Origin of the sequence: Pseudomonas sp. Z003-0.4C(8344-21), assembly GCF_900104975.1 — a bacterium.
GTDB classification, from domain to species: domain Bacteria; phylum Pseudomonadota; class Gammaproteobacteria; order Pseudomonadales; family Pseudomonadaceae; genus Aquipseudomonas; species Aquipseudomonas granadensis.
The window spans coordinates 1130453-1142465 of the sequence record NZ_LT629756.1; the positions used below are offsets into that span (position 1 = coordinate 1130453).

13 protein-coding genes are annotated in these 12013 nt (G+C 60.9%); 8 read left to right on the top strand and 5 right to left on the bottom strand.

The annotated features are described in order from the left end of the window. Positions 1-35 precede the first annotated feature (35 nt). Positions 36-608, top strand: coding sequence for a hypothetical protein (locus BLU24_RS05265; RefSeq protein WP_093098078.1), 573 nt, complete (start codon positions 36-38; stop codon positions 606-608). 61 nt (positions 609-669) lie between these two features. Further along, positions 670-1047, top strand: a complete 378-nt coding sequence (locus BLU24_RS05270; RefSeq protein WP_408003540.1) for a hypothetical protein — start codon at positions 670-672, stop codon at positions 1045-1047. 12 nt (positions 1048-1059) lie between these two features. On the opposite strand, the gene BLU24_RS05275 is transcribed toward BLU24_RS05270, so the two are convergent. The 3 genes from BLU24_RS05275 to BLU24_RS05285 all read right to left on the bottom strand — a co-directional run bounded on the left by BLU24_RS05275 (position 1060) and on the right by BLU24_RS05285 (position 3866). Then, positions 1060-1980: a hypothetical protein gene (locus tag BLU24_RS05275; RefSeq protein WP_093098081.1), complete on the bottom strand. Its 921-nt coding sequence runs from the start codon at positions 1978-1980 to the stop codon at positions 1060-1062. A 56-nt stretch (positions 1981-2036) separates the two neighbouring features. Further along, positions 2037-3116, bottom strand: a complete 1080-nt coding sequence (locus BLU24_RS05280; protein ID WP_093098084.1) for an endonuclease/exonuclease/phosphatase family protein — start codon at positions 3114-3116, stop codon at positions 2037-2039. 75 nt (positions 3117-3191) lie between these two features. After that, positions 3192-3866 (bottom strand): YciC family protein, encoded by a 675-nt coding sequence (locus BLU24_RS05285; protein WP_093098087.1) that lies wholly within the window; start codon positions 3864-3866, stop codon positions 3192-3194. 177 nt (positions 3867-4043) lie between these two features. Between BLU24_RS05285 and BLU24_RS05290 the strand changes: the two genes are divergently transcribed. The 5 genes from BLU24_RS05290 to BLU24_RS05310 all read left to right on the top strand — a co-directional run bounded on the left by BLU24_RS05290 (position 4044) and on the right by BLU24_RS05310 (position 8607). Next, positions 4044-4781 (top strand): DUF2076 domain-containing protein, encoded by a 738-nt coding sequence (locus tag BLU24_RS05290; protein ID WP_093098090.1) that lies wholly within the window; start codon positions 4044-4046, stop codon positions 4779-4781. A 139-nt stretch (positions 4782-4920) separates the two neighbouring features. After that, positions 4921-5400 (top strand): LabA-like NYN domain-containing protein, encoded by a 480-nt coding sequence (locus BLU24_RS05295; RefSeq protein ID WP_016986151.1) that lies wholly within the window; start codon positions 4921-4923, stop codon positions 5398-5400. Between the two features lie 35 nt (positions 5401-5435). Then, positions 5436-6041 (top strand): 3'-5' exonuclease, encoded by a 606-nt coding sequence (locus tag BLU24_RS05300; RefSeq protein WP_093098093.1) that lies wholly within the window; start codon positions 5436-5438, stop codon positions 6039-6041. Positions 6042-6279: 238 nt separating this feature from the next. Continuing rightward, entirely contained in the window at positions 6280-7215 is a 936-nt protein-coding gene (yedA, locus tag BLU24_RS05305; RefSeq protein ID WP_093098096.1) for a drug/metabolite exporter YedA, read from the top strand. 51 nt (positions 7216-7266) lie between these two features. Then, on the top strand, positions 7267-8607 hold the full coding sequence (locus BLU24_RS05310; protein WP_093098099.1) for a DEAD/DEAH box helicase: 1341 nt from the start codon (positions 7267-7269) through the stop codon (positions 8605-8607). 236 nt (positions 8608-8843) lie between these two features. Here the strand turns inward: BLU24_RS05310 and BLU24_RS05315 are convergent, their stop codons facing one another. Together BLU24_RS05315 and BLU24_RS05320 are read right to left on the bottom strand one after the other, a co-directional pair. Further along, positions 8844-10079, bottom strand: coding sequence for a TIGR03862 family flavoprotein (locus BLU24_RS05315; protein ID WP_093098102.1), 1236 nt, complete (start codon positions 10077-10079; stop codon positions 8844-8846). A 298-nt stretch (positions 10080-10377) separates the two neighbouring features. Then, positions 10378-11298: a histone deacetylase family protein gene (locus tag BLU24_RS05320; RefSeq protein ID WP_093098105.1), complete on the bottom strand. Its 921-nt coding sequence runs from the start codon at positions 11296-11298 to the stop codon at positions 10378-10380. Positions 11299-11394: 96 nt separating this feature from the next. Here BLU24_RS05320 and BLU24_RS05325 point away from each other — a divergent pair, with 96 nt between their 5' ends. After that, the gene (locus tag BLU24_RS05325) at positions 11395-11964 is read left to right on the top strand and encodes a GNAT family N-acetyltransferase (RefSeq protein WP_093098108.1); all 570 of its coding nucleotides are present in this window, start codon (positions 11395-11397) and stop codon (positions 11962-11964) included. Positions 11965-12013 lie beyond the last annotated feature (49 nt).

The window sequence follows — 12013 nt, forward strand, 5'->3', positions numbered from 1 at the left end:
TGCCCGCAACTTGTGCCCAAGGAACGGAACTGCCCATGACCTCTTTCTTCAAGTTCAAGAAGTTGCTCTTCTTGTCGGCTGCGCTGCTGGCCGCCTCGAATTCGGCAATCGCCGAAGAGCCCAATCCGATTGGCGACTGGTGGATTATCTACGGCAACGGCGTAGCCCAAAAAAACATCATGTACGTAGCGGATGCGACGTCGGTGGTGCCTTCGGAAAAAACCAAAGGCGCGACCATGGTCGCGGTGACCCTGGTCTACGAAGAGCCCGGCAAACCGATGATCGACGTCTACAACCTCGAAGCCCAGTGTTCTACGGGCAAGGTACGTTTTATCAACGGCCAGTCCATCGAACGTCTCGCTTACACCCTGCGTCATCTGAAAGTTGCCAATCAATGGCAGACCCCGAAAGAGTTCTGGGTTCAGCAGGCGCTGAAGTTTGCCTGCGCGCCGGGCAACCGAGCTAAAAACGACATGGCCGCGGTGGGCAAGATGGAATACCTGCAAATGATCGAGATGCTCCAGCAGATGTTCTTCAAGCTCGCGCCGATTCAGCAAAAGAGCCAGATGATGGACAACATCGACAGTCTGCTCGAACTTAAAAAATAAGCCGGGACTTCACATGACTTGCACACGCTTATTGCTGACAACCCTGTTGGCAGGATTGCTCTTGGCCGGCTGTTCCACCATCGCGCAGAGCCGTTGGGAAGGCCGCGACCTTCAGGAGGCACTGAATCTGTTCGGTACGCCCGATTCGATGCAAAAGGAAACCGGCCCGAACGGCGAACCTTTGGCCGTGCTGACCTGGTTCAAGTCCGCGAGCTGGACCACCACCGAAGCGGCCGGCACGTCGATGAACCATACCGGTAATGGCATGGTTTACACCGAGCACTACCAACAGGTCGGACACAGCTCCACCTGCAAGTTGCAGGCAAAGGTCAATCAACAGAAGAAGATTGCCCAGTTCCTGATCGAGGATGGGCGGATACTGCACGGCAAGTGCGCCAATGTTCGCTATGTGCCCGGTTATGTCCCTCCGGGCCTCTGAAGCGAACGACGATTATCGTGGTGTGAAAACCGTCTCGACCCAGCCTTGCAAGGTGTATTTGCGATAGATCTGTTCGGGCACGTCGACGTATGGGGCTGAAACGAACGCTGATGGAATCACCGGATCAGCCTCGTCGATCACCAGAATGTTCGCCGGGTTGTAGAAGTCATAATCGACCACGCTGGGGTTGGTGGTAATGACTTTCTTGCGTGCGGCCATGGCTTCGAAAAAACGAAAGCTCAACCCGGCCTGACCGGGTTTGGCGATGTCGAGAATGATCCGCGAGCGCTTGACCAGCGCGCCGACGGCGTCCAGTGGCAGGCGTTGCTCGAAAAACGTGATGCCCGGATGCGCGCCCGGGACCGGTTTGCACTGCACCAGAAACTTGTAGTCGCTGACGCCAAGCCGGTCGAATGCCCTTGCCAGGCCTTCGAGCGCCGGGACACGGTCCTTGCCGGCCATGACCACGAAGGCGCTGTAGTCGCCGTCGCCAGCGCTCGCGTCGTAGTCGTCGTAAATGAAGTTGTGCAGTTTCTTCAGGCCGTATTGCTGCGCATTCTGCGGATCGAACGAAAACACCTCGTCGTACCCGGCAAGTTGTTCCCGGGTCATCGGCCAGCGGCTGAAACTGTCATAGAGGTAGGCGATCTTGCGCGAGGATGCGTCCAGGCCGATAGCCAAATGCTCTGGGTCTATTTGTGCCGGGTTGATAACGAGGGCAACGTCAAACGGCCCGTGTGCCTCTACTGCCTTTTTGAACTGGCGTAATTTGGCCCAGCGTCTGAGCGGGCGGCGCAGAATTTTCGGCGCCCGGTTGAACGCATCGGCCATCAACGCCGTATCGATGAAGCACACAGCGTTCTCGGCCCGTAAATGATCTGCCAGCTTGCGCGCGTAACCGCCAATATCCTTGCACACCAATAATATTTTCATGGCTTTCCATGTCGTGAATCGAGGGCTGTCGACTACACCGGTCGTTAGCCGTGCAACTAAGGCGCGGCGGGCAACAAGAAGCGCGTAATCACCGGCAGGTGATCGGAAATGCGCAACGTATCATCCTGGCGCACCCGTGCTTCGATGCGTTTGATCTTCGGGCTGTAGAACAGGTAGTCGACTGTACGATCCGGGCCGTTCAGGCCGGGGTCGTTGGGATAATGGGTCAGCCACCTGGCGCGGTCGATGCCGCTGGCTTCATTGTTGGTCGGGATCATCGGGTACTTGTCCCACAGCAGGTGCAGCTCGCTGTCGGCCGAGTAGGGCGTGCGCTGTTCGGTCGACAGGCGCCGGTACTGGCCGAGCGGCAGCAGGTTGAAGTCACCGCCGATCAGCCATGGCAAGCCCTGGCTTTCGTATTTATCGAGGACTTTGGCCACCGCGCGCACTTGCGCCTGCAAGGTCGCGTCCGGTTGGCTGGCGTGTTCCAGATGAGTGTTGAACACGGTCAATTGCCCGCCATCGCTCAGCGGCAGTTTGCTCACCAGCAAGGCGTCCTTGGGCTGGAACTGGCGGCTGATGACATTGGCGTCGGCCACCGGCAGCTGCAGGCGCTCGGTGTGCTCGATGCGATAGCGGCTGAGGGTCGCCAATTGCCGGCCAACGCTGCCGAAAATCTGCGGCTCGGGGACGAAATCGGCTTTCCAGTCAAAGGCGCTGACGCTGCACGGATACAGATCGGCGACACGTTCCTGCAACAGTTTGAGCTGGTTCTGGTAGCCGCTGGCCTTGGCGCCGTCGTCGAGTTCCTGGAGCAATACCACGTCGGGCTGCTCATCGCGAATCACCCGCGCCACTTCATCGAGGCTGAACGCCATGTCTTCGGCAGTCGGTGCTTCGTCGTTGCCCTCGGCCAGATCATTCCAGAACACGTAACGCTTGCCGGCCAGGTATTGCACGTTCCAGGTCATGACTTTCAGCGCCTGGCCCGGCACCAGCGTTGGCGCTGTGGCAGTGCAACTGACCGGCAGGGTTTCCCGGGCGTCGGGGCGCCAGGTCAGGCTGAAGATCAGCGCGCCGATCACGACGATGGCCAGTACAACCAACAACAACGAGTAGCGCAGTAGACGGGTCATGGCTCGGCTTATAGCGTTACAGAAAGTGGCCCCGAGCATACCTGACGGGCGGCGCGATGCCCAAGCGCTGCGCGGTCAGATCGTTCTGTCACGCTTGTCAGGCAATTCGCTGATCAGCATGAACAGGCGGAACAGGACGACGCTGGTGAACAGCTGCAGGAAGCCGTGCGCACTGTCGATCAGCACCGCAATCAGCGGATTTTGCGGCTCGGGATACACCGCCAGCGTTGCGCCTTTGAGCAACCACAGCGGTGTCATCACGCAAAGGATGCACAGCAGGATCCGCCAGAAATGCCCACGGGTCAGGCGCAGGCTTTCCTTCATCGCCTGCAATGGGCCCATGCCGCGCAGCACCAGCAGGTACTCGCCAAACGCGAGCATGACCATCAGCATCAGCCCCGGCAGGAAGTACAGCGACAGGCCGAGCAGAATAAGGAGGGTATTGAGCGCCGTCAGCAGGGCGAAGCGCGGCCACAGGGTCGCGGCCATCGCCAGCAGGTCGCGGTTGCGCGGCGACTCGCCACGGCTGCGGGCATCGAGAAACAGGATCAGTGCAGCGGTGTACAACGGATACACCAGCAGACCGACAACGATGCTGACTGCAGAAAAACCTTCAGGCCCGCTGGCGTGATCGACCACCTGCTGCAAAAACGCCTCGAAAACCACTAGCGGCAGGCACAGCTGCACGATGCTGCCCAGATGGCGTTTGAAAAAATACAAAGAGTCGCGCAGTACTTCGAGGGCATTCATCAGTCGGTATCGCAGGTCGAAAACAGTGGCTCACTTTAACCGATGCAACACGGGGCGACACAAACGTAAACATTCGGTAAAGGTCATTGAAACGTTTTGTCACTGTCTCCATTACAGGAGAGCACCACGCCCAGAGTGGGCGAGGGCACGTTATTACCGGCAATCTACGAGGTCGCCATGAACAGCGAAGAGCAAACCCTGATCGATGGACTGTTTTCCAGGCTGCAACAGGCCGAAGCGGAGGCAGCCCCACGCGACGCCCAGGCCGAGGCGCGGATCAAGGAACACCTGACCCGCCAGCCGGCGGCAGGCTATTTCATGACCCAGGCGATTCTGGTGCAAGAGGCGGCGCTCAAGAGCCTCAATGAACAGAACCAGCAACTGACCCAGCAAGTGCAGCGCTTGCAGGCCGAGTTGCAGTCGGCCAAGGCGCAGAGTGCCGCACCTGCCGCGAACGCGGGCGGTGGGTTCCTGTCGAGTATCTTTGGCGGCGGCAGTTCGCGCCCGTCACCATCGCAAAGTGCCGCCCCGGCAGCCACCGGTGGCTGGCGCGAACCGGCGCCGCAGCAGAGCTACCAAGCTCCGGCACCACAGCAGAACTTCGGCGCCGCTCCGCCCAATTATGCGCAACAAGCCGCGCCAGCGGCGGGCAACAGCTTCCTCGGTGGCGCGCTGAAAACCGCGGCCGGCGTAGCCGGTGGCGTGATGCTCGCGCAAGGCATCAGCAGCCTGTTTCATCACAACCAGCAGCCGCAGGAAATCGTCGAGGTGATCAAGGAAGAGCCGGCCCAGGTCACCGACCAGAGCAATAACGGCTGGGGCGATGACCAGCGCGTGGCGGACAGCGGTTTCACCGACACCGATTACAGCAACGACAGCTCGTCGTTCTTCGATGACGACGATTCCTTCGTCTGACTCCACCATTCGTCCGGAGCCCCTCGGGGCTTCGGGCCGATTATTCGCGGAATCTTCCCTCGGGCTGGCATACTGAGCGCCTTTTCGGGCCCTGGCGCCTGACCCCGCTTCGTGCGCGTGCGCACCCACAGGAACTCCGGTGAAAAAAATCGCAGTGTTCGCCGACGTGCAGAACCTCTACTACACCGTGCGTCAGGCCTATGGTTGCCATTTCAACTACGCCGCGTTGTGGGCCGACATCAGTAAGGACGGGCAGATCGTCGAGGCCTACGCCTACGCGATCGACCGCGGCGACAGCAAGCAGCAGCAGTTTCAGCAGATCCTGCGCAACCTTGGTTTCACCGTGAAACTCAAGCCCTACATCCAGCGCAGCGACGGATCGGCCAAGGGCGACTGGGACGTGGGCATCACCCTGGACATCATGGACGCCGCCGACCACGTCGACGAAGTCGTGCTGGCCTCCGGTGACGGCGATTTCGACATGCTGCTTGAACGCATCATCAGCAAACATGGCGTGCAAGCGGTGGCTTATGGCGTACCCGGCCTGACCGCCAACTCGCTGATCCGCGCCGCCAGCCGCTACGTGCCGATCGAAGGCGCGCTGTTGCTGAAGAATTAAGCTCAAAGATTGATTTGAACGGAGTTGAACCCGGTTTGGAACGCATTGCAGTCATCGACTTTGAAACCACTGGCCTGACGCCGAACAGCAACTGCCGGGCCACGGAAATCGCCGTGGTCATGCTGGAAAACGGCCGCATCGTCGAGCGTTACCAAAGCCTGATGAACGCCGGTGTGCGCGTCCCGGCGTTCATCGAACAACTGACCGGCATCAGCAACGCCATGCTGCGCAGCGCGCCGTCAGCCGAACGGGTGATGGAAGAGGTCAACGAGTTTGTCGGCTGCACACCGCTGTTGGCGCACAACGCTTCGTTCGACCAGAAGTTCTGGGATTTCGAACTGGGGCGAATCAAGCGCACACGCTTGCAGAACTTTGCCTGCTCGTTGCTGCTGGCACGGCGCTTGATGCCGGCGGCACCCAATCACAAACTCGGCACCCTTACGACCTTCGCCAGCCTGCCACACACTGGCCAGGCTCACCGGGCCATGGCCGACGCCGAAATGGCAGCCAATCTGATGGCGCATCTGGCCGACGAGTTGCGGCACAAACATGGCGTGCGCGAGCTGAACCATGACCTGCTGTGCAAATTGCAGAAAGTCCCCGCTGCCAAGGTCAACGAACACCTGCTGCGCTTCCGCTGATCCCAAGACCGACAACGAACCCCTGTGGGAGCCAGCCTGCTGGCTCCCACATGGAAATGCGCCGTTTCAGATTGGTTTGCCGTTGGCTTCGAGATCAGACTTTCGAAACCGCGGATAAACCCGACGATCTCCCTGTTTTCAAAAGTGTACCGGCGCGATAAACGGGTTTTGTAACTTATTTTTGCTGGCGCGCCTTTCTAGAATACTCAATTTCCTGACACTGAATGTCGAGCTGTCCATGTCTGCCTTGCGCCGTTTTTCCTTGCCGCTGATTGCCGCGTTTTTCGCGTTGTATGTGATCTGGGGATCGACCTATCTGGTGATCCGCATCGGCGTTGAATACTGGCCGCCGCTGATGCTGGGCGGGGTGCGCTTTGTGATTGCCGGCACGTTGATGTACGCCTTCCTGCGCTGGCGCGGGTCGCCGGCGCCGACCTGGGCGCAGTGGAAGGCGGCGGGGCTGATCGGGATTTTGCTGCTCAGTTTCGGTAATGGTGCGGTGAGCGTGGCCGAGCACACCGGTGTGGCGTCCGGCGTGGCGGCGCTGGCGGTGGCGACGGTGCCGCTGTTCACCTTGTTGTTCGGCTATTTCTGGGGTGCGCGCAACACGCGTCTCGAGTGGGCCGGGGTAGCGCTGGGGATTATCGGCATCGCCATGCTCAACATGGGCTCCAACTTGCAGTCCAGCCCGCTGGGCGCCGCATTGCTGATTTTCGCCGCGGCGACCTGGGCGTTCGGTTCGGTGTGGAGCAAATATCTGCCGTTGCCGCAGGGGGCCATGGCCAGCGCGGTGGAAATGCTGGTCGGCGGTGTTGTGCTGTTGATCGGCAGCGCGGTGAGCGGTGAACACCTGCAAGCGCTGCCGCCGGTCGAAGGCTGGCTGGCGCTGGCCTACCTGATTTTCTTCGGCTCGATCATCGCCTTCAATTCCTACATGTACCTGCTCAAGCATGTGCGCCCGGCGGCGGCAACCAGTTATGCCTACGTCAACCCGGCCGTCGCCGTACTGTTGGGCATCGTGTTTGTGGGCGAGACCATTGGTATCGAAGAAGCGCTGGCGATGCTGGTGATCATCAGCGCCGTATTGCTGATCAGCCTGCCGCAGTGGCGGCGGCCGAAGCAAGTGCTGGTCGAGGAAGCGCAAGCCGATCCGACGGAAGCGCGGACGAATTAGGGTAAACTGCGCGGCATTGCATCCCCGCGTCATTTTTTCTACGGTACTCCCATGACTTTCGCCTCCCTTGGCCTGATCGAACCCTTGCTGCGCTCCCTCGAGACGCTCGGCTACCAGACCCCGACGCCGGTGCAGGCGCAAGCCATTCCGGCCGTGCTGGCCGGTCGCGACCTGATGGCGGCGGCCCAGACCGGCACCGGCAAGACCGCCGGTTTCGCCTTGCCGCTGTTGCAGTTGCTGGCCATGGAAGGGCCGAAAGTCACCGCCAACTCGGCGCGTGCGCTGATTCTGGTGCCGACCCGCGAGCTGGCCGAGCAGGTCCACGAAGCCGTGCGCCAATACGCGGAAAATCTGCCGCTGCGCACTTATGCGGTGTACGGCGGTGTCAGCATCAACCCGCAGATGATGAAGCTGCGCGGCGGCGTCGATGTGCTTGTCGCCACGCCCGGTCGCTTGATCGACCTGTTCCGCCAGAACGCGCTGAAACTCAACCAGTTGCAAACTCTAGTGCTGGATGAAGCCGACCGTATGCTCGACCTGGGCTTCTCTGAAGAACTGGCGAACATTTACCGCATGCTGCCGAAAAAGCGCCAGACGCTGTTGTTCTCGGCGACGTTCTCCGATGACATTCGTCTGCTGGCCGGGCAGATGCTCAACGATCCGCTAACCGTCGAAGTCAGCCCGCGCAACGTGGCGGCCAACACGGTCAAGCAATGGATCGTCACGGTGGACAAGAAGCGCAAGGCCGAACTGTTCGTGCACCTGATGCGCAAGAACAAGTGGAAGCAAGTGCTGGTGTTCGCCAAGACCCGCAACGGTGTCGATGCGCTGGTGGAAAAACTTCAGGGCCTGGGCGTCAATGCCGACGGTATTCACGGCGACAAACCACAGGCGACCCGCCAACGTGCGCTGGACCGCTTCAAACTGAGTGAAGTGCAGATTCTGGTGGCGACCGATGTGGCCGCCCGTGGTCTGGACATCGAGGATTTGCCGCTGGTGGTGAACTTCGACCTGCCGATCGTCGCTGAGGATTACATTCACCGCATCGGTCGTACCGGGCGCGCGGGCGCGACCGGTGAGGCGATCTCGCTGGTGTGTGCCGACGAAGTGAACATGCTCTCGGCGATTGAAATGCTCACGCGTCAGACCCTGAAGCGTCAGAACGAGCCGGACTTTGAACCTGAGCACCGCGTGCCGGATACCGATGCCAGCGGTCAGGTGATCAAGAAGCCGAAGAAACCGAAAAAGCCGAAAGCGTCCGGCGGTGGCGGTGGGAAACGTAATCTGGGCAAGTGGGTCGACAGCGGCGAGACCTCGGCACCGGAGCCGTCGATCAAGCCTGTGCGCAAGGTGCCGGTGTTCAATACCGGACCGCGCAAGCGTAAGCCTTAAAGTCAAAAGCCCCTCACCCTAACCCTCTCCCCAGGGGGAGAGGGGACTGATTGGGGGATATTCGGGAATTACGCCGACCTGATCCGACTGTTGTGAATCCACAATCGACAGAGCTTTCGCCAGACACCTCGGTCGGCTGACCAAATCCATAATCGACTCGGTGTTTCAGGTCGATGTGGGACGCCAGACACCGCGGTCGGCTCCCTCTCCCTCTGGGAGAGGGCTGGGGTGAGGGTTTAGCTTTCGAGCCACTGCACAATACCCAACCCAGCCGCCCGCCCACTGGCAAAACACCCCGTCAGCAAATACCCTCCGGTCGGCGCTTCCCAATCAAGCATTTCCCCCGCGCAAAACACCCCCGGCAGCGCCTTGAGCATCAAGCGCTCATCCATCGCCTCGAACGTCACTCCACCGGCGCTGCTGATCGCTTCGTCCAGCGGACGGGTTTTCACCAGGGTCAGCGGCAGCGCTTTGATCGCCCGTGCCAGGAGCGCCGGGTCGGCGAACGTCTCGGTATCGGTCAACTCACGCAACAACGCCGCTTTCACCCCATCAATCCCGACCTGACTGTGTAGATGCTTGGCCATCGAGCGCGAGCCGCGTGGTTTGCTCAACGCCGCCTGCAATTTATCCACAGGGCGTCCGGGTAGCAGGTCGATGTGGATAACTGCTGCGCCATAACGATTGATCGCCTCGCGAATCGGCGCCGACAGGGCATAGATCAGGCTGCCCTCGATCCCGGTCGCGGTGATCACGCATTCGCCCAAGCGCGGGATGTCGTCGTCCACTCCGATGGCGATGTTTTTCAACGGCGCACCGGCGAATTTGTTCACCATCAATTCGCTCCAGGCCTGAACCTCGAAGCCGCAGTTACTCGGCTGCATCGGCGCCAGATCCACGCCGCGCTGCTCCAGCGGCAGCATCCAGGCACCATCCGAACCAAGACGCGACCAACTGCCGCCGCCGAGTGCCAGCAGGGTCGCCTCCGGGGTTACACGGATCTCTCCGTCCGGACTGTCGATGCGCAAGGCGCCGTGCTCATCCCAGCCGAGCCAGCGGTGGCGGGTGTGGATAACCACGCCGCTGTCGCGCAGGCGTTTGAGCCAGGCGCGCAGCAGCGGGGCGGCTTTCATGTCGGTGGGGAACACGCGGCCGGAGCTGCCGACAAAGGTTTCGATGCCTAGCGCATGAATCCACTGACACAACGCATCGGCGTCGAAACCGCGCAGCAGCGGGGCGATGTGCGGTGCGCGTTCGGCGTAGCGCGAGAGGAAGGCCGGGTAAGGTTCGGAGTGGGTGATGTTCATGCCGCCGACCCCGGCCAACAGGAACTTGCGTCCTACCGAGGGCATGCCGTCGTACAGATCGACGCGGATTCCGGCCTGGCTCAGCACTTCGGCGGCCATCAGGCCGGCGGGGCCACCGCCGATGATGGCGACGTGAGCAGTAATGGGGGCGGAGTTCTGGGTCATGGGCGGTGCGCTGCGGTATGGCGGGATGAGGCGCGCATTCTAACAGCGCAATTCAATGTTGGATGGGCCGACGCCATCGCCAGCAGGCTGGCTCCCACAGGATTTTTGCACGACACATATACCGTGTGGGAGCCAGCCTGCTGGCGATGGCGGAATTCCCATTGATTAAATCTTCTGCCCAGCAGCTGATTGAAAAATGATCAGCGCTCTGAGGGCCTTGCCCCGTATGGCCTGCAACCCCTTTCACTCAGGTTATCCACAGGCAGTTCCACAGCGATTGTGGGTAACGCGGCATACTTCAGTGACAACCGTGTGAATCCCACACCCGTCGCGCGCTGTGGTGGAGGATGCCGTGGCGGCGGGCGAGGGCGTGGCGGTCCTTGCTGTAGCCGCCGCCGATCACCCCGACTACGGGGATGTCGCGGCCCAGACAATGGCGCATCACACTTTCATCGCGGGCGGCCACGCCTTCGTCGGTCAGTTGCAGATAGCCGAGGGCATCGTCCTTGTGCACATCGACACCGGCGTCGTAGAGCACCAGATCCGGTTGATACAGCGGCAACAGGTAATTGAGCGTGTCATCGACCACCTGCAGATAATCGGCATCGCCCATACCCTTGGGCAGCGGAATGTCCCAGTCGCTGTCGGCCTTGCGTGCAGGAAAATTCTTCTCGCAGTGCAGGGAAACGGTAATCGCCTCCGGTGTGTCGTGGAGAATCCGCGCTGTGCCGTCGCCCTGATGCACGTCGCAATCGAAGATCAGCACGCGATTGACCCGGCCGCTTTGCAGCAGGTACTGGCTGATGATCGCCAAGTCATTAAAAATGCAGAAACCCGCCGGATAATCGTAATGCGCGTGATGGGTGCCGCCTGCGAGGTGGCAGGCCAAGCCATGCTCCAAAGCTTTCTCCGCCGCCAGGATCGAACCACCGACCGCGCGCACCGTGCGCCGCGCCAGGGCCTCGTTCCATGGCAGGCCGAGACGCCGTTGGTCTTCGCGGGACAACTCGCCGCTCATGTAGCGTTCGATATAGCTGCGGTCATGGGCGAGGGCGAGGATGTCGTTGGGGCAGATCTGCGGCCGCAGCAGATCGGCATCGCGGGTCAGCCCCGTGTCGACCAGGTGATCGCGCAGCAGACGGAACTTGTCCATCGGGAAGCGGTGATCCGCCGGGAACTCGGGGCTGTAGTCTTCGTGGTAGATCAGCGGCAAAGGCATGGTGATGTCTGGTATCGGCGGGTCATTCGGGAATTCGGCGCAGCGCTGACGATCCTACCAGCGATGTAGACTGGCGGCATGGAAATGGAGAAGACGATGGAGCCAATACTGGAACTGCAAAGCGCACGCTTGCTGATGCGACAGTGGCAGGACGAGGATTTGCCGGCCTTCGCGGCGATGTGTGCCGATCCGCAGGTGATGCGCTACTTTCCGGCACCCTTGACCCGGCTGGAAAGCGCGGCGGTGATCGGGCGCATACGCGGGCATTTTTCCGAGCACGGCTTTGGCCTGTGGGCGCTGGAGCGCAAGGACACCGGCGAATTCATCGGTTTCACCGGGCTCGGCGTGGTCGGTTTCGATGCGCCGTTCACCCCGGCGGTGGAAATCGGCTGGCGCCTGGCCAGGGAACACTGGGGCCTGGGTTATGCCAGTGAAGCGGCGTGGACCGCGTTGCGCGCCGGTTTCGATCAACTGAAGCTGGAGGAAATCGTCTCGTTCACCGCGCAAAGCAATCTGCCCTCGGAGAAGGTCATGCAGGCGATCGGCATGCACCACGATCCGCAGGATGATTTCGATCACCCCAAGCTTGCCGCCGATCATCCGTTGCGTCGGCATGTGCTGTACCGCATCAGCCGCGAACAATGGTTGCAAACCTTGCATGAATAAGCCGACACGGACGTTTACAATGGCCGCCAAATCATTGGCCCGCGCCAGA

Excerpts from the sequence above, each read along its gene's own strand:
- BLU24_RS05285 (WP_093098087.1), bottom strand. The coding sequence starts at position 3,866 with ATGAATGCCCTCGAAGTACTGCGCGACTCTTTGTATTTTTTCAAACGC.
- BLU24_RS05325 (WP_093098108.1), top strand. The coding sequence starts at position 11,395 with ATGGAGCCAATACTGGAACTGCAAAGCGCACGCTTGCTGATGCGACAG.
- yedA (WP_093098096.1), top strand. The coding sequence starts at position 6,280 with ATGTCTGCCTTGCGCCGTTTTTCCTTGCCGCTGATTGCCGCGTTTTTC.
- BLU24_RS05275 (WP_093098081.1), bottom strand. The coding sequence starts at position 1,980 with ATGAAAATATTATTGGTGTGCAAGGATATTGGCGGTTACGCGCGCAAG.
- BLU24_RS05310 (WP_093098099.1), top strand. The coding sequence starts at position 7,267 with ATGACTTTCGCCTCCCTTGGCCTGATCGAACCCTTGCTGCGCTCCCTC.
- BLU24_RS05265 (WP_093098078.1), top strand. The coding sequence starts at position 36 with ATGACCTCTTTCTTCAAGTTCAAGAAGTTGCTCTTCTTGTCGGCTGCG.
- BLU24_RS05320 (WP_093098105.1), bottom strand. The coding sequence starts at position 11,298 with ATGCCTTTGCCGCTGATCTACCACGAAGACTACAGCCCCGAGTTCCCG.
- BLU24_RS05315 (WP_093098102.1), bottom strand. The coding sequence starts at position 10,079 with ATGACCCAGAACTCCGCCCCCATTACTGCTCACGTCGCCATCATCGGC.
- BLU24_RS05280 (WP_093098084.1), bottom strand. The coding sequence starts at position 3,116 with ATGACCCGTCTACTGCGCTACTCGTTGTTGTTGGTTGTACTGGCCATC.
- BLU24_RS05290 (WP_093098090.1), top strand. The coding sequence starts at position 4,044 with ATGAACAGCGAAGAGCAAACCCTGATCGATGGACTGTTTTCCAGGCTG.